Source organism: Streptomyces sp. NPDC021019 (genome assembly GCF_044333295.1).
Lineage (GTDB): Bacteria > Actinomycetota > Actinomycetes > Streptomycetales > Streptomycetaceae > Streptomyces.
Window position 1 is genome coordinate 976,754 of sequence record NZ_JBIRQR010000003.1, and the last position, 15,081, is coordinate 991,834.

16 protein-coding genes and 1 riboswitch are annotated in these 15,081 nt (G+C 71.2%); of the genes, 8 read left to right on the forward strand and 8 right to left on the reverse strand.

The window, feature by feature from the left end; genetic code table 11:
• Positions 1 to 5 precede the first annotated feature (5 nt).
• Entirely contained in the window at positions 6 to 704 is a 699-nt protein-coding gene (locus ACH4RG_RS21945; RefSeq protein ID WP_397927399.1) for a response regulator transcription factor, read from the reverse strand.
• Positions 705 to 868: 164 nt separating this feature from the next.
• Between ACH4RG_RS21945 and ACH4RG_RS21950 the strand changes: the two genes are divergently transcribed.
• The 5 genes from ACH4RG_RS21950 to ACH4RG_RS21970 all read left to right on the forward strand — a co-directional run bounded on the left by ACH4RG_RS21950 (position 869) and on the right by ACH4RG_RS21970 (position 5,878).
• Entirely contained in the window at positions 869 to 1,474 is a 606-nt protein-coding gene (locus ACH4RG_RS21950; RefSeq protein ID WP_398540004.1) for a M15 family metallopeptidase, read from the forward strand.
• Positions 1,475 to 1,497: 23 nt separating this feature from the next.
• Positions 1,498 to 2,613: an endonuclease/exonuclease/phosphatase family protein gene (locus tag ACH4RG_RS21955; RefSeq protein ID WP_398540037.1), complete on the forward strand. Its 1,116-nt coding sequence runs from the start codon at positions 1,498 to 1,500 to the stop codon at positions 2,611 to 2,613.
• A gap of 135 nt (positions 2,614 to 2,748) precedes the next feature.
• Positions 2,749 to 2,824, forward strand: a riboswitch (cobalamin riboswitch).
• A 121-nt stretch (positions 2,825 to 2,945) separates the two neighbouring features.
• Positions 2,946 to 4,055 (forward strand): FecCD family ABC transporter permease, encoded by a 1,110-nt coding sequence (locus ACH4RG_RS21960; protein WP_397918040.1) that lies wholly within the window; start codon positions 2,946 to 2,948, stop codon positions 4,053 to 4,055.
• Positions 4,055 to 4,837 carry an ABC transporter ATP-binding protein gene (locus ACH4RG_RS21965; RefSeq protein ID WP_397918041.1) on the forward strand — a complete coding sequence of 261 codons (783 nt, stop codon included), beginning with the start codon at positions 4,055 to 4,057 and terminating at the stop codon, positions 4,835 to 4,837. Before ACH4RG_RS21960 ends, ACH4RG_RS21965 begins: the two co-directional genes overlap by 1 nt.
• 15 nt (positions 4,838 to 4,852) lie before the next feature.
• Complete coding sequence (locus ACH4RG_RS21970; protein WP_397918042.1) at positions 4,853 to 5,878, forward strand: ABC transporter substrate-binding protein; 1,026 nt, start codon at positions 4,853 to 4,855, stop codon at positions 5,876 to 5,878.
• Between the two features lie 22 nt (positions 5,879 to 5,900).
• Here ACH4RG_RS21970 and ACH4RG_RS21975 read toward each other — a convergent pair whose 3' ends face one another.
• Positions 5,901 to 6,809, reverse strand: coding sequence for an NAD-dependent protein deacetylase (locus tag ACH4RG_RS21975; protein WP_397918043.1), 909 nt, complete (start codon positions 6,807 to 6,809; stop codon positions 5,901 to 5,903).
• Positions 6,810 to 7,089: 280 nt separating this feature from the next.
• Between ACH4RG_RS21975 and ACH4RG_RS21980 the strand changes: the two genes are divergently transcribed.
• Entirely contained in the window at positions 7,090 to 7,668 is a 579-nt protein-coding gene (locus ACH4RG_RS21980) for a snapalysin family zinc-dependent metalloprotease (protein WP_397918044.1), read from the forward strand.
• Positions 7,669 to 7,792: 124 nt separating this feature from the next.
• On the opposite strand, the gene ACH4RG_RS21985 is transcribed toward ACH4RG_RS21980, so the two are convergent.
• Together ACH4RG_RS21985 and ACH4RG_RS21990 are read right to left on the reverse strand one after the other, a co-directional pair.
• Complete coding sequence (locus ACH4RG_RS21985; RefSeq protein WP_398540005.1) at positions 7,793 to 8,977, reverse strand: GDSL-type esterase/lipase family protein; 1,185 nt, start codon at positions 8,975 to 8,977, stop codon at positions 7,793 to 7,795.
• Between the two features lie 57 nt (positions 8,978 to 9,034).
• Positions 9,035 to 9,607, reverse strand: a complete 573-nt coding sequence (locus ACH4RG_RS21990; protein WP_397918046.1) for a TetR/AcrR family transcriptional regulator — start codon at positions 9,605 to 9,607, stop codon at positions 9,035 to 9,037.
• 82 nt (positions 9,608 to 9,689) lie between these two features.
• On the opposite strand from ACH4RG_RS21990, the gene ACH4RG_RS21995 reads away from it, so the two are divergent.
• Positions 9,690 to 10,181 carry an FBP domain-containing protein gene (locus ACH4RG_RS21995; protein ID WP_398163524.1) on the forward strand — a complete coding sequence of 164 codons (492 nt, stop codon included), beginning with the start codon at positions 9,690 to 9,692 and terminating at the stop codon, positions 10,179 to 10,181.
• 340 nt (positions 10,182 to 10,521) lie between these two features.
• Here the strand turns inward: ACH4RG_RS21995 and ACH4RG_RS22000 are convergent, their stop codons facing one another.
• From ACH4RG_RS22000 to ACH4RG_RS22015, 4 genes are all read right to left on the reverse strand, one after another.
• Positions 10,522 to 11,073 carry a tellurite resistance TerB family protein gene (locus tag ACH4RG_RS22000; RefSeq protein WP_398163648.1) on the reverse strand — a complete coding sequence of 184 codons (552 nt, stop codon included), beginning with the start codon at positions 11,071 to 11,073 and terminating at the stop codon, positions 10,522 to 10,524.
• Positions 11,074 to 11,220: 147 nt separating this feature from the next.
• Positions 11,221 to 11,877, reverse strand: a complete 657-nt coding sequence (locus ACH4RG_RS22005; protein ID WP_397918049.1) for a DedA family protein — start codon at positions 11,875 to 11,877, stop codon at positions 11,221 to 11,223.
• Positions 11,878 to 12,868: 991 nt separating this feature from the next.
• Positions 12,869 to 13,414, reverse strand: a complete 546-nt coding sequence (locus ACH4RG_RS22010) for an MOSC domain-containing protein (protein WP_398540006.1) — start codon at positions 13,412 to 13,414, stop codon at positions 12,869 to 12,871.
• Positions 13,415 to 13,511: 97 nt separating this feature from the next.
• On the reverse strand, positions 13,512 to 14,330 hold the full coding sequence (locus ACH4RG_RS22015) for an APH(3'') family aminoglycoside O-phosphotransferase (RefSeq protein ID WP_398540007.1): 819 nt from the start codon (positions 14,328 to 14,330) through the stop codon (positions 13,512 to 13,514).
• 117 nt (positions 14,331 to 14,447) lie between these two features.
• On the opposite strand from ACH4RG_RS22015, the gene ACH4RG_RS22020 reads away from it, so the two are divergent.
• Entirely contained in the window at positions 14,448 to 15,074 is a 627-nt protein-coding gene (locus tag ACH4RG_RS22020) for a class I SAM-dependent methyltransferase (RefSeq protein WP_397918051.1), read from the forward strand.
• Positions 15,075 to 15,081 lie beyond the last annotated feature (7 nt).

Here is a 15,081-nt window from a genome sequence, read left to right on the forward strand (position 1 = left end):
GCCGCCTAGCCACGGTCCCGTCCGTCGCCGCGACCGGTGCCGGACGCCGTGCCGATGCGGTAGCCGACGCCCGGCACGGTCGCGATGATCCACGGTTCGCCGAGGCGTTTGCGCAGGGCCGAGACGGTGATGCGTACGGCGTTGGTGAACGGGTCGGCGTTCTCGTCCCACGCCCGTTCCAGCAGTTCTTCGGCGCTGACGACACCGCCGTCGGCGGCGACGAGGACGTCGAGCACCGCGAACTGCTTCCTGGTCAGCGCGACGTAACGGCCGTCCCGGTAGACCTCTCTGCGGAACGTGTCCAGCCGCAGACCCGCGACCTCCCGCACGGGCGGTCTGCTGTGGGCGCGTCGGCGGTCGAGCGCTCTGAGCCTGAGCACGAGCTCCCGGAGATCGAAGGGTTTCGTGAGGTAGTCGTCGGCGCCGAGCCCGAACCCGGAAGCCTTGTCGTCGAGGCGGTCGGCCGCCGTGAGCATGAGGATCGGCATGCCACTGCCGGAGGCGACGATGTGTTCGGCGATCTCGTCTCCGGACGGCCCGGGGACGTCGCGGTCCAGGACGGCGATGTCGTAGGTGTTGACGCTCAGCAGCTCCAGAGCGGTGTCCCCGTCCCCCGCGATGTCCGCCGCGATCGCTTCGAGACGCAGGCCGTCGCGGACGGCCTCCGCCAGATAGGGTTCGTCCTCGACGATCAGCACGCGCATGGGCCGATGCTACGAGCCGCCACTTATCGTCGGCGTATCGAAAACCGCATACGTGTCGGCAACACCTCGCTGCCTTGAATCGCGGTATGACTCGACCACCGCCGTCAGGGCGAACAACACCCCACCGGACACGCGGGCCCCTTGTCGTCGGCGCGGTAGCCGTCGTGGCAGCGATCGCGGCAGTCCTCGGCCACTTCCTGCTGAACCCGACGCACGCCCCGTCGATCTCGGCCTCACCGCGCTCCCCGTCCGCCGCCCCCTCCTCGGCGCCGACATCCCTGCCTCCTCCGCTTCACCGTGAACTCCGTGAAGCGCCGGGAGAGGCCGACGGAGTCGTCCCCGACGGCGTGACGGTGCTCGACGACGGGATCCCGGCCGTCGCCCACCTCGACGCGGATCTGCTCGCGGCCCTCCGCCGGGCGGCACGGGAGGCGGCGCGGGACGGCGTCGAGTTCGCCGTCAACAGCGGCTGGCGATCACCGGAGTATCAGAATCAGCTGCTCCGCGAGGCGATCGCGCGGTACGGGTCCGAGGCCGAGGCCGCCCCATGGGTGGCCACCGCGACGACGTCACCGCACGTGTCGGGGGACGCGGTCGACATCGGGCCGGCCGACGCGACGGAGTGGCTGACCGAGCACGGCGCCGCGTACGGACTGTGCCAGACCTACCGGAACGAACCCTGGCACTACGAGCTGCGCACGGAAGCGACCGACCGGGGCTGCCCGCGCATGTACGCCGACCCCACCCGGGACCCCAGGATGCGACAGTGACCGACGCCGAGCGAGGACAGACGATGACGCGGGTGGACACGGCCGGCACCGCTCAGGGCGACGTGGACACGGCCGGGACGGCGCAGAGCGACGTGGACATCTCCGGTTCCGGGCGGGGCGAGGCCGATCCCGGGGACGCGGGCCCCCGCCCCCGGCACACCGGCGCGAGGACCGGCCCCTGGAAGCGCGGCCCGGTGCTCGCGGCGGCGGCACTGCTGCTGGGCCTGTTCCTGCTGCTGCACGCGAGCATCCCGAACCGGATCGGGAACCTCGGCAGCCTGGTGGAGACCTTCCTCCCGTGGTTCGGCCTCTTCATCCCGGTGCTGCTGGCCGGGGCGCTGCTGCGCCGCTCCGTCCCCGCACTCGTCGCGCTGCTGCTGCCGGCCGTCGTGTGGCTCAACCTCTTCGGCGGGCTGCTCACCGACAAGTCCCACCCGGGCGGCGACCTCACCGTGGTCAGCCACAACGTCGGCGCCGACAACCCCGACGCGGCGGGCACCGCACGCGCCCTGGCCGCCTCCGGCGCGGACGTGCTGGCACTGGAGGAGCTGGACCCGGCGGCCCGGAGGACGTACGAGAAGGAGCTGGCGACGACGTACCCGCACCACACGGTGCTGGGCACGGTCGGCGTGTGGAGCAGGCTGCCGCTGTCGGACACCCGCCCGGTCGACGTCGGGATGGACGCGGGGCCGTTGGGGGACGCGAAGCCCGCCGACGTCAAGCTGGAGTACAACCGGGGGCTGCGCACCACGGTGGCCACGGACCGCGGGTCCCTGGCGGTGTACGTGGCGCACCTCGGATCCGTACGGCTGAATCCGCGGGCCGGCCTCTCGTCGGGCCAACGGGACGCCGGCGCTCAGTCGCTCGGCCGGGCCGTCGCCGCCGAGCGGAACGATCGGGTGGTGCTGCTCGGCGATCTGAACGGCACCCTGGACGACCGCGCGTACGCGGGCATCACCTCGCGGATGCGATCGGCGCAGGAGGCGGCGGGCGCCGGGTTCGGCTTCAGCTGGCCCGCCGCCTTCCCGGTGGTGCGGATCGACCAGATCATGGTCCGGGGCGTGGAGCCGGAGAGCGCGTGGCTGCTGCCCGCGACCGGCAGCGACCACCTCCCGGTGGCGGCCCGTATCAGCTGGTGAACAGCGTGGAGGCATCCGTACGCGTCCGGGCCTGCCTCCCGCCTCGGGGCGGGCGACAGAACCCTCCGCGTGCCGTTGCCGGTCCCCCTCCGCCGGGGGAGGGGGACCGCACGCGCTAGGCTGCGTTCCGCCACGGGGGAAGTCCGGTCGAAATCCGGCGCTGACCCGCAACGGTAGACGGAGCCCCCGGGTTCCGTGAGCCCGATCACCCGTGGCCAAGAAGGCTCCTGACGATTCGCCGTGGACTGCGAACGGGCGCTGCGCGGGGCGGCCGCCGTCCGGGGCCGCTCCTCATCGCGCGACGCACGGCCCGAGGCGAAAGCGACCGGCCTGTGGCCACGTCTGTCGACCGCACACCCTCCACGCCGACGCGCCCCGCGCACGTCGGCACCGGACCGGCGCCACCCCGGCGCGTACCCCTGCCGTTCCTCCTGGCCGCCCTGTGCGCGGCCCTGCCCCTCTCCCTCTTCTGCGGGGCGGCACTCGGGGCGTCGGGGCTCTCCTGGGCGGAGGTGACGCGCTACCTGTGGGCAGGGCTGACCGGCGGGGCCATCGACCCCGACGAGGTCCCGGCCTACACCATCGTCTGGGAACTGCGCCTGCCAAGAGCCGTGCTGGCGGCCGTCGTCGGGGCCGGTCTGTCCGCCATCGGCGTCGCCGTCCAGGCCATGGTGCGCAACGCGCTGGCCGACCCGTTCGTCCTCGGCATCTCCTCGGGCGCGGCGGTCGGCGCCAACGCCGTACTCATCTTCGGGGCCCTGGGAGCCCTGGGCATCTGGGCGCTGTCCACGGCGGCGTTCCTCTCCGCACTCCTCGCCATGCTGCTCGTGTACGCGGTCGCCCGTACCGAACGTGGACTGACCCCGCTCCGGCTCGTCCTGACGGGGACCGCTATGTACTACGGCTTCTCGGCCGTCACCACGTTCATGGTGTTCGCGGCCGAGCGTGGGGAAGCGGCCCGCTCCGCGATGATGTGGCTGCTCGGCAGCCTGAGCGGGGCCAACTGGGCCGCCGTGCCGATCGCCGCCGGAGCGGTGCTCGCCGGCCTCGCGCACCTCGGCTGGTCGGCACGGCGCCTGAACGCCCTCGCCATGGGGGACGAGACCGCCGCCGCACTCGGGGTCGATCCCGGGAGACTGCGCAAGGAGCTCTTCCTCGTCTCCGCGGCCGTCACCGGGGCGGTCGTCGCGGTGAGCGGAGCGATCGGCTTCGTCGGCCTGATGGTCCCGCACGCCGCACGAATGCTGGTCGGCGCGGACCACCGCCGGCTCCTGGCCGTCACCCCCCTGGCGGGGGCCGTCCTGCTGATCTGGGTGGACATCCTCTCGCGCGTGGTGCTGGCGCCGGCCGAGCTGCCGGTGGGCGTCCTCACGGCGGTCATCGGCGTTCCCTGCTTCCTCCTCCTCATGCGCCGGCGCGCCTACTCCTTCGGAGGCATCTGATGCGGATCGACATCGACGCGCTCACCGTCGAGATCGCCGGTGCACGGCTGGTGGACCAGGCCACCCTCGGCGCGGCCGACGGGCAGCTCGTCGGCCTGGTCGGCCCCAACGGCAGCGGGAAGTCGACCCTGTTGCGCTGCGCCTACCGGGCCCTGCGCCCCTCGGCCGGCGCTGTGTGGATCGGCGGTGAGGACCTGCACGCCCTGAGTGCCCGGGAAGGCGCCCGGCGGCTGGCCGCTCTTCCGCAGGACGCGGTCGCGGAATTCGACTTCACCGTCACCGAGATCGTCGCCATGGGGCGGCTGCCGCACCAGGGGCCGGTGGCGCGGGCATCCGACGAGGACCGCCGCCTGTGCGACGAGGCGCTGGCCGGGGTCGGCGCGGGACACCTGGCCGAACGCGGCTTCCTCACCCTCTCCGGCGGTGAGCGGCAGCGTGTCCTGATCGCCCGCGCCCTCGCCCAGCGGCCCCGGGTCCTGGTGCTCGACGAACCCACCAACCACCTGGACATCGCCCACCAGTTGGAAGTCCTCGCCCTGGTCCGCGGCAGCGGCCTGACCGTGCTCACCGCCCTGCACGACCTGAACCTGGCGGCCCTGCACTGCGACCTGGTCCACGTCATCGACAGCGGCCGGATCGTCGCCTCCGGGGCCCCGCACGAGGTCCTGACCACCGAACTGCTGGCCGACGTCTTCGGCGTACGGGCGCACCGCGTCGCACATCCGGAGACCGGCGCGCTCCAACTGCTCTTCGACCTTCCCCCTGCCCGACCCACCTCCTGAAGGAGCCTGGACACCATGCCCCATTCCCTGCGTCCCGCGGCCCTCGTGCTCGCGGCCGCCCTGGCCCTCACCGGCTGCGGAGCGGACATCACCTCAGAGGCCGACGGGAGGACCGGCGCGGCGTCCGGAGCCGGTCGCCACTACCCGGTGACCGTCGAGAACTGCGGGGAGAAGAAGACGTACGACAGGGCCCCGCAGCGCGTCGTCACCAACGACACCGGCATCACCGAGATCATGTTCGCCCTCGGGCTTGAGGACCATATGGCCGGGTACGTGATGCCCGACGACAAGGGCGACATGACGTCCGTCCCCTGGAAGGACGGCTACAAGAAGACCAAGTGGCTCTCCAAGGAGCGGATCAACAAGGAACTGGTCCTCGACGCCCGCGCCGACCTGGTCTTCGCCGGCTGGAACTACGGGTTCAACGAGGGTGAGGGTTTCACCCCCGCCGACCTGGAGCGTGTGGGCATCGACTCGTATCTGCTCAGCGAGTCGTGCCGCAACGGGCAGGGCAAGGCCCGCGGAGTCATGCCCCCGCTCGAAGCGCTCTACACCGACCTGCGGAACCTCGGAAAGATCTTCGACGTCGAGGACCGGGCGGACACCCTCATCACGTCGTTCCGCGAGGAGGTCGCCGACGCGCGGGCGAAGGCGGCCGAGGGAGGCGACCGCCTCCGCGTCTTCCTTTACGACGACGGGAAGGACAAGCCGCTGACCTCGGGCGCGTACGCCGGACCGCACGACATCATCACCAAGGCCGGCGGCGACCACATCATGAAGGACCTCAAGGACAGCTGGACGACGGTGGGGTGGGAGACCGTCGTCGACCGCGACCCCGAGGTCATCGTCATCAACAACTACGGGGACACCGGAGCCGACGAGAAGCGGAGGTTCCTGAAGTCCTACAAGCCGCTCGCCGGCGTGTCCGCGATTGTGCACGACCGGATCGTCGTGCTCGACTACGTGGACCTGGTCGAGAGCCCGCGCAATCCCGCGGCCATCAGCTCCCTGGCGGAGGACCTGAGGAAGTTCGCCCGGTAGCGCCCGGTGCCGCCCCGCCCCCTCACCCGGTCCCTGCCGTCCCGTCGTCGTCCACGGGAACGCCCAGCAGGCCGGCCGCGGTGGTGAGGGCGTCGCCCAGCGGGAGCGTGATACGGGTCAGGGCGTGCCGGTCGCCCCGGGTCGGGTCCCTGTTGACGATCAGTACCGGAACCCCGGCCCGGTCGGCCTGGCGGACGAACCGGAGCCCGGACATCACCGTCAGCGAGGAGCCCAGGACCAGCAGGGCGCTCGCCCCGCGGACCAGCGCGCGGCAGTGCTCGACCCGCTGCGGGGGCACGGACTCGCCGAAGAACACCACGTCCGGTTTGAGCACGCCGCCGCAGACCGAACAGGGCACCACGCGGAAGTCCCCGACCTGCTCGTCCGTGAGATCCGCGTCCCCGTCCGGGTTCATCGAGGCGGCCACCGGCGCGAAGCCCTCGTTGGCCTCCTCCAGCCGGCGCGCCAGCTCGGGGCGGGGGCTGAAGGCGCCGCAGGACAGACAGACGACCCGGTCCAGGCGGCCGTGGAGGTCCACGACGTCCGCGCTTCCGGCGGCCTGGTGCAGGCCGTCGACGTTCTGGGTGATGACACCCGACAGCAGCCCCTGCCGCCCGAACGCGGCCACGGCCCGGTGCCCGGCGTTGGGCCGGGCACGGCCGAACGTCCGCCAGCCGAGATGGCTGCGCGCCCAGTACCGGCGACGGGCCCCGGCGTCGGCGGTGAAGTCCTGGTAGGTCATCGGGGTGTGGCGGCTCAGGCTCCCGCCCTCGCCCCGGTAGTCGGGGATGCCCGACTCCGTGGACATGCCCGCACCGCTCAGGATCAGCACACCGCCACCGCCCAACGCCTCGACGACCGGCTCCAGGTCCGTGGTGCCCGGCAGCGGCTCCTCGGTGGAAGTCCAGCTCAGGGTGGGTCGCATGCGCATGTCCTCAGGGTACGGAACATGCCCCGGTGGTGACGACGCCGGGCGACAGGGCCGCGGGGGCGCCCCGATGGGACGAAGAGCCGGGCCGAAGATCCCGGCAGGGTACGTTTCCGGCCTCATTCAATGACAGGTGCATGATCAAGCCGCGATCGCGGCATAGGTTCTGCGGCCCCGGGAGGATCGGCAACGGCCCTCGCGCTCCTACGGTTCGCGGTGACCGTCCTCCCACTCCCTCGGCTCCGCGTGGAGCCGAGCCCCCCATGAGAGTGAAGGGACAGCAATGGTGGAATCCAGATGGCTCAAGGCAGTCGGTGTCGCCGCGGCGATCACCCTGGCCACGGCTACGGCGGCGCAGGCCGCTCCCGCGCCGGACCCGGCGGCGGAGGGCACGGCGGCGGTGGTAACGCTCCGGTACGACGACAGCCGGGCAGGCGGCTGGGAGGCGGCGATCGCGGCAGGGGTCGCGTCGTGGAACTCCAACGTCGACAACGTCAAGCTGGTGGAGGCCGCACCCGGCACGCGCGCCGAGATACAGATCGTCGCCACCAGCGGCTGGCCGCAGGCCACGCTCGGTCCGGTCCGGCCCGGCGGCCAGGTCAGGGTGGAGCTGGGCAGCCAGGCAGTCGCCCAGGGCCACGACAAGACCCGTATCGCCGCTCATGAACTCGGCCACAGCTTGGGGCTGCCGGACACCAAGCCCGGCCCCTGCTCCCAGCTGATGTCGGGATCCAGCGCCGGCATCAGCTGCAGGAACGCGGTACCGAACGCGGCCGAGCAGTTCCGCGTCGAGTCCGCCTACGCGGGCGGCCTCGCCCCGCGCGTGCCGACTGACGGACGCGTCCTGGTGGACGCCTCGTAGCCGGTCGCACGAGGACCCACGAGGCGCCGGCCTCGTCCTGAGCCGGTGTCCGGGCACCCCGTTTCCGGCCGCGGCCCACCGTCGGGACCCGGGAACGGGGTGACACGCCGGATCCGCTCCGGCGTCAGCGGTTCTTCGGCCTGAACGGTCCGTCGTGGCCGAAGGCGCGGTGGGCGAAACGGTCGGCGATGCGCCGATGCGCGGCGGGGCCAGGGTGCAGGTCGTCGGGGAGCGGAAGTTCGGCGTGGTCGCTCTCACCGTAGAGGTCGAGGCCGTCGAGGTAGTGCAGGTGGGGGTCGGTGGCGGCGCGGTCCGCGACGATCCGGGCGAGCTCGTCGCGGATGACCGTGAGGGTCAGCTTCCCGGCGGCGCTCTCCGCGGGGTCGCCCATGGCCACGAACCGGAGCCGCCCCTCGCCCGTGGCACTGTAGTCCGGGGCGCAGGGGCCCGGAGTGGTCTCGTGTATGGGGCAGCAGACCGGCGAGACCACCAGCAGCGGTGCGGTGGGGTGGCCTTCACGGATGGTGTCGAGGAAGCCGTGGACCGCCGGGCCGAACGCGCGCAACCGCATCAGGTCGGCGTTGACGAGGTTGATGCCGATCTTGACGCTGATCAGGTCGGCGGGGGTGTCGCGCATGGCGCGGGCGGTGAACGGGTCCAGCAGGGCGCTGCCGCTGAACCCCAGATTGATCAGTTCGGCTCCGCCGAGGCTCGCGGCCAGGACGGGCCAGGTGCCGGTCGGCGCGGTGGCGTTGGACCCCTGGCTGATGGAACTGCCGTGGTGCAGCCAGACCGGCCGGCCGCTCGGCCGGGGGCTCCGGAGCGGCGCGTCGGTGCGCAGGGCGACCAGGTGTGTGGTCTCGTCGTGGGGCAGCCAGATCTCGACGTCCTTCTCGTTGTCCGGCAGGCCGGTGAACCGGAGTGTTTCCACGGGGCCGGGCCGGGTCCGCGAGGTCATCGAGGCCAGATCGATGGTGAGCGTGTCGCCGTCGGGGGCACTGGCCCGTGCCGCGGGGCGGCCGTCCACGAGGAGCTCGTACACGCCGTCGGGACGCGGCGGCGCTCCGGGATAGACGCGCTTGGTCGCCACCACGTCCAGCTCGACCGCGGTGGCCCGGGTGCGGAACGCCAGCCGGACCCCGGAGGGCTGTGATTCGGCCATGGCCAGCTGGCCGTCGGGAATCTGCCGCCGTGCCCGCGCGGGCAGCCGGTGCGGCAGCATGCCGCGCCCGGTCCGCTCCAGGTCGAGCGCGCCCCGCAGGATGTCGGTGCTGATGGGGGTAGTCGTCCAGTCGTGCCGGGAGGTCATGTTCTCGGTCTTCTCGTTCGTCGAGGGGGCGGGAAACGGGGTCACGAGGGGGCGAGGTCAGGAGGGAGCGGGCCAACTGCGCAGCAGGGAGTCGAGCGCGTCGAGAATCTCCGTCCAGCTCTCCTGGGAGTCGGGGGAGCTGTGACGGAATCCGCCGGCCGTCTCCAGTCCCACGTAGCCGCTGAAGACGCTGCCCAGGAGGCGCACCGCGTGGGTCCGCTGGAGCTCGGTCAGTTCGTAGCCGCGCAGGATCGCCCGCATCATCCGGGAGTGCCGGACGCCGGCGCTCGCGGCCGCCGCGTCCGCGTCGAGCCGGAACCCGGCCGCGGCGAAGCGCCCCGGGTGCTGGAGGGCGTAGTCGCGGTAGGCGTTGGCGAAGGCGCCGAGCGCGTCCCGGCCCGCCCGCCCCGCGAGTGCCGCCGACGCCTGGTCGGCGAGTTCCTCCAAGGCCAGCAGGGCGATCTTCGTCTTGAGGTCATGGGCGTTCTTGACATGCGAGTAGAGGCTCGCGGTCCTGATGCCCAGCTTCCGGGCGAGCTCCGACGGGGTCACCTCCTCGAAGCCGATCTCGTCCGCCAGCTCGGCCCCCGCCCGTACGACGCGCTCCGCGGCCAGTCCTGCTCGTGCCATACGACCCTCCGAACGCCCATCTGTGATTGCCTAAGAAAATATATGTTTGCCTAATGGGATTAGGCAAATTAGCGTGAGTTCCATGAAGCCCCTGACCGAGCAAGAGATCCGTACCGCCTTCGTGAACTGCACCAAGGGTGAGGCCAAGCGCCTGTCCGTTCCCCGCGACCTCGCCGACCGGCCCTGGGGCGACCTGGACTTCCTGGGCTGGCGCGACCCACAGGCCCCCGACCGGGCCTACCTGGTGCTCGTCTCGGACGAGGGCCCCGTGGGCATCCAACTGCGCTCCTCCGACGCCGCGTCCTGGCAGACCCGCCGCAGCATGTGTTCGCTGTGCGTGACCGTCCATACCGGAGGTGTCTCCCTGCTGGTGGCCCCCAGGGCCGGAAAGGCCGGCCAGCAGGGCAACTCGGTCGGCGCCTACATGTGCAGCGATCTCGCCTGCTCGCTCTACGTGCGCGGGAAGAAGGACGCGGGCGTCGGGTCGCGGCTCCGCGAGTCCCTCACCCTGGAGCAGCAGATCGAGCGAACCGTGGTGAACGTCGAGGCGTTCATCGCCAGAGTGAGGGCGTGACGACCGTGCTGCGGAGCGGCATCGGAGCGGGCACCGCCCCTTCCGCGGCCGGAACCGTTCACCGCGGCGACCGAGCCTTGCCGTCGGCCATGCTGTCCGCGATCGGCGGAGACGCGGGCGCGTGCTCTGCGTGCCGCACGGCGACACCTCGGCCGGACGTGCCGCGGATCCACCGGAACCGTCCCGGCGGGCCCGTCGACCGCGACTCGTTCGCGGTGATCCTGGACTGACGGGCCGGGCCCGGCGGGACGCGACACGGTCGCGCCCGCCGGGCCCCGCCGCTACGGAAAACGCACCGGCCGGGTCAGACGCACCGGCCGGATCAGAGGCACCGGCCAGGTCAGAGGCCGAACTCCTGCGGGGACACCCCGAGCGCCATGCACGCTTCCCGCAGAACCTGCGCCTCCGCCGGGGCGATGTACCCGTCCGCTCCGGCGATCACGAAACCGGTCTGGACGACCGCCTTGGCCTCCACAGGCTTTTTCGCGGCCTTGGCGATCTCCTGCATGGCCTCGGTCTTGCCCTGCTGGAAGTTGAACGTCATCTGATCGACATGCTTGTTGAACCTCTGCCGCAACTGCTCCGGAGGGAAGTTCTGCAGGACGTCGTTCTGGAGGATCAGCGTCTCCACGTGGTGCCGCTCGGCGGGATCGACAGACCCGTCGGCGGCCGCGACCAGAGCGCACATCGCCATACTGGCGTCCCGGTAGGCCCCGCTCTTGAGCTCCGTCTTGAGCGAGCCGAGCTGCGACTTGAGCAGCCCCACCAACTTCTCCTTCGAGCCGCCCGCGGCTCCCGTACCCGCCTGCCGCTGGCCGACGGGGCCCCTCGTGCCCTGCGACTGCTGCTGGAGCCCCTTGGCCTGGTCCTTGATGCGGTCCCACATAGCCATGCGTGCCACCTTGTCGATCGGATCGATGGTCCGCGCACTGTGCGCGGCCGCTTGCAACCATTCTTCGTGGTCCGCTCGTCGGCGGCCCTCGCCCGGTGACCGGTGAGCCTCCCGGAGCAGGCGGCTCCGGGAGGCTCGGCGAACCGGTCACGCGTGTGTCTTCTGTCGATCACCTCGACGGGAACGCAACCGGCGACCGACCGCCACGGCCAGCGCCACGACCACCAGTACCAGCACGACCTTCGAGAGCACCCCGACGTAACTCTCCACGAGCTCCCACTGATCACCCAGCAGATATCCGGCCATGACGAGGATGAAGTTCCATATGAAGCTGCCCAGAGCGGTGAGGAGGACGAAGATCGGCAGAGGCATCCGCTCAAGGCCGGCCGGGACGCTGATCAGGCTGCGGAAGATGGGAATCATCCGACCGAAGAAGATGGCCTTCATGCCGTGCTTGACGAACCATTCCTCGGTCTTCTTGAGATCGGAGACCTTCACCAGGGGAAGCCGCTCCCACAGGGCGTACATGCGGTCCCGGCCGAAGAGAGCACCTATCTGATAGAGGGCGACAGCCCCCACCACCGACCCCAGCGTCGTCCAGAAGAGTGCGGAGAACAGGCTGATCACTCCCTGCCCCGCGGCGAAACCCGTCAGCGGCAGAATGATTTCGCTCGGCAACGGCGGAAAGAGATTCTCCAAGGCGATCGCCAGCCCGGCCCCGGGGCCGCCCATGGTTTCGACCAGGCTGGTCGCCCACCCTGCGATGCCGCTCGCCGGCTCCGAGGCGAGGGGGAAATGCTGCATGTGCGTCTGCTCCAGGACTGAGTAGGGGGCCGAGGCCGGAGTACCGGCCAACTCGGCGTCACATCTTTTCGGGGTCGGAAATCCCGCAGGGGCCGTTCGGATGCCGAGAGAGGAATCCGAGGCCCATCACGAGTGACTCGCGGCGGAATTCCGTATGACGCGGGACGTGAGGGCACGTATCCGCGATCGGGAGATCAAGGCCTGGACCACCGGGGCCTGCTCAGGGAAGAGGTCGAGCACGGCACAGTTCACCGGGCGAACGGCGAGCCGCCGCAAGGGCCTCGGGCTGTGCGGGATCCGGGGGCCGCCGCACGATGATCGGAAGTTCCGCTCAGCAGAGAAGGATCTGGACACGGACAGGGCTTCGCGATCCTGAGTGCGAAGAATGCTGCCGGGCGACATCCGTCGCGCAGTCGTGGAGATCCGGTGATGAGGAGGGAATGCCTGCCTGTACGGGGGGTGAGGCCGTCGTGCTTCCCGCCTTGTGGCGGTGCTGGAGCGTGACGTCACCGTCGACGCCCTCCAGCGGAGAGCTCGGCCCCGACCCGTCGAATACGGACACGGAGTGCGAATGAGCTGCCGTGTCGACGGTCTGCAGGTTCTGGGCGGAGGCGCCGAGAGCGAACGCGGAAATCATCAGGAGCACGGCGATACCGGCGTAGAAGGCCAGCATCTTCCTGCAGCGCATTCCTACGCTCCCTGTCCCGGTCGATTCGGCTCGTAGGGTGAAGTCCCAAAGCCGCTCGGCGAATTGCCGCCGCAGGACTGCACTCTAACAGCCCGAACCGAAGCGAACCCGAAGCGCATTTCGCCGTACGGCTCACGTGCCGCGGCAGCTGTTGCGTCCGCCGGGCACAGGCCGGGGGCGGGGCAGCGTCGTGCGGCGCAGGCCGTCCCCCGGCCGCGACGGGGCAGCGCCCGCCGCGGAACGGTGCCGACTGCCGACCGGGCGGGGACCGTGCAGCGGCCGGCCTTCTCGGGACGGGGTCGTCTAGACGCGCTCCAGGGCCTGGTGAGGGAGAGGCGGCAGCTCGATCTCGACGGTGTCGCCGGCACCGACCGTCCCACCCGCACGGACCACGGCCATGACGCCCGACTTGAAGGCGAACTCGCCCGACACGGGGTCCAGAACGAAGACCTCGCCCAGCAGCCCCTGACGGAAGTCGTTGATCTTCGCGCACGGATTGCGCAGGCCGGTCACCTCCAGCACCGCTGCCTCACCGAGGCGCAGCAGGGTTCCGGTGGGAAGGCCGAGTAGATCCACCCCCGCGGTCGTGATGTTCTCGCCGAGCTGGCCCGCCGACACGTCGAAGCCCTTGAGCCCGAGTTCCTCGAAGAGTTCCTCGTGCATCAGATGGACCTGGCGCAGGTTGGGCAGGTCCGGTTCGTACGTCATACGGAACTGGTGGCGAATCGTCTTTCCCGCATGCACGTCCCCCTCCACTCCGAGCCCGGCGAGCAAAGTGATGAACGGGCGGGTGGGTTTGCTGAACGCGTACCGCTCGTTGCGGCTCACCGCGGTGACCTGGCCGCCCATCGTGTCCTCCGTGCGTCGTCGTCCGTGGCCGCCAATTCTACGGAGGGCGTCCCCGGAGCTAGGCGGGGAGCCCGGAGCGAGCGGAGGCCGACAGCGCTCAGCCCCAGGTGAGCGGGTCGAGATGGAGGTAGAAGCGCAGGCGCTCCTGATCCGGGGCGATACCGTACCGCTCGGCGAATGCCGCGTCCGCGACCTGTGCCCGCTCCTCGTCCACCCATGTCTCGCGCGCGTTGGCGAGCAGCAGCGCCAGGTCGGCGTGACGGTCGGCCGCGCCGAGGCGGCCCAGGTCGATGAAGCCCGACACCTCCAGGGTCTCCGGATCCAGGACGATGTTGGGCAGACACAGATCGCCGTGGCAGACGACGGTGTCGGCGGCCTCCTGATCCCGTCGCCGAGGGATCTCCCCGGTGAGGCGTGCCAGCAACTCCGCGGGGGGCACGATTCGCTGCTCCACCGGGAGGAACTCCGGATGTACCGCGCCCCGGGCCACGACGTCACGCGCGACCTCGACCACGGAGTCCAGCCCCCGGCGGAACGGACACGAGGACACGGGCACCTCGTGGAGCCGACGGACCGCGTCCGCGATGTGCCCCCAGGAAGCGCGAAGATCGTCGGCGCGCACCTGATCAGCGGGTACGCCGGAGACGGCTCGGGTGACCAGGCAGGCGCCCGCATCGCCGGCGTACCAGTCGAGCACCCGGGGACCCGGTACGCCCCGACCGCTCAGCCAGGCGATCCGGTCGCGTTCCGCCTCGAGCCCGGCCGCGTCCGTGGCGGGCACGCACTTGGCGTACCGGGTGGCGTCCACGGAGCGGAAGACGGAGGCACCCGATTCGCCCGCGGCGACAGGCAGCCAGTCGCCCCCCACGCCGAACAGCACCGGCGAGACGGCCCCGTGTTCGCAGTGATCATTCATGGCGGAGACTCTAGCCAGCCCGGCGTATGGGGCCGGCCAGAAGCCACCCGAACCGGACTCCGTGCGACAGGCTCGTTTATGCTCCCGCTGGGGGCTGAACCGGAAGGCAAGCTGAACATGACTGGGCAACGCGACCGTTGGGCGGAACTGACCGGTGGGCAGGCTGGGGAGGAATACGCCCGGCGGTTCGCCCGGCTCGCCGACTCGGGCCACGACATCCACGGCGAGGCCTCCTTCTGCGCCGCGTTGCTGGAACCGGCCGCCCGAGTGCTCGACGCGGGCTGCGGCACCGGCCGGATCGCGATCCGCCTCGCCCAACTGGGCCACCACTGCACCGGCGTGGACGTCGACTCCTCGATGCTCGCCGTCGCGCGCCGCGAAGCACCCGCGCAGGACTGGCTCCTCGGCGATCTGACCCGGCTGGACGCCCTCGGACTGGATCCCGACTTCGACCTGGTGCTCGCCGCCGGAAACGTCATCCCGCTCCTGGCCCCCGGCACCGGAGCGACCGTCGTCGGGCATATGGCCGCCGCCCTGCGACCCGGCGGTCTGCTGGTCACCGGAATGGGACTGGACGCGGCGCACCTGCCGCTCGACGAAGCTCCGGTGACCATCGCCGAGTTCGACCAGTGGTGCGCCGGGGCCGGACTGACCCTGCGGCAGCGCTACGCGACCTGGAACGGCGACCCGTACGAGGACGGCGGCGGCTACGCGGTCAGTGTGCACACCCGACCGGCCACGTGAACCCGCG

Bases quoted from the DNA above. Each gene is read 5' to 3' on its own strand.
- ACH4RG_RS21945 (WP_397927399.1), bottom strand. From the start codon at position 704: ATGCGCGTGCTGATCGTCGAGGACGAACCCTATCTGGCGGAGGCCGTC.
- ACH4RG_RS21955 (WP_398540037.1), top strand. From the start codon at position 1,498: ATGACGCGGGTGGACACGGCCGGCACCGCTCAGGGCGACGTGGACACG.
- ACH4RG_RS21965 (WP_397918041.1), top strand. From the start codon at position 4,055: ATGCGGATCGACATCGACGCGCTCACCGTCGAGATCGCCGGTGCACGG.
- ACH4RG_RS21970 (WP_397918042.1), top strand. From the start codon at position 4,853: ATGCCCCATTCCCTGCGTCCCGCGGCCCTCGTGCTCGCGGCCGCCCTG.
- ACH4RG_RS21975 (WP_397918043.1), bottom strand. From the start codon at position 6,809: ATGCGCATGCGACCCACCCTGAGCTGGACTTCCACCGAGGAGCCGCTG.
- ACH4RG_RS21980 (WP_397918044.1), top strand. From the start codon at position 7,090: ATGGTGGAATCCAGATGGCTCAAGGCAGTCGGTGTCGCCGCGGCGATC.
- ACH4RG_RS21985 (WP_398540005.1), bottom strand. From the start codon at position 8,977: ATGACCTCCCGGCACGACTGGACGACTACCCCCATCAGCACCGACATC.
- ACH4RG_RS21990 (WP_397918046.1), bottom strand. From the start codon at position 9,607: ATGGCACGAGCAGGACTGGCCGCGGAGCGCGTCGTACGGGCGGGGGCC.
- ACH4RG_RS21995 (WP_398163524.1), top strand. From the start codon at position 9,690: ATGAAGCCCCTGACCGAGCAAGAGATCCGTACCGCCTTCGTGAACTGC.
- ACH4RG_RS22000 (WP_398163648.1), bottom strand. From the start codon at position 11,073: ATGGCTATGTGGGACCGCATCAAGGACCAGGCCAAGGGGCTCCAGCAG.
- ACH4RG_RS22005 (WP_397918049.1), bottom strand. From the start codon at position 11,877: ATGCAGCATTTCCCCCTCGCCTCGGAGCCGGCGAGCGGCATCGCAGGG.
- ACH4RG_RS22010 (WP_398540006.1), bottom strand. From the start codon at position 13,414: ATGGGCGGCCAGGTCACCGCGGTGAGCCGCAACGAGCGGTACGCGTTC.
- ACH4RG_RS22015 (WP_398540007.1), bottom strand. From the start codon at position 14,330: ATGAATGATCACTGCGAACACGGGGCCGTCTCGCCGGTGCTGTTCGGC.
- ACH4RG_RS22020 (WP_397918051.1), top strand. From the start codon at position 14,448: ATGACTGGGCAACGCGACCGTTGGGCGGAACTGACCGGTGGGCAGGCT.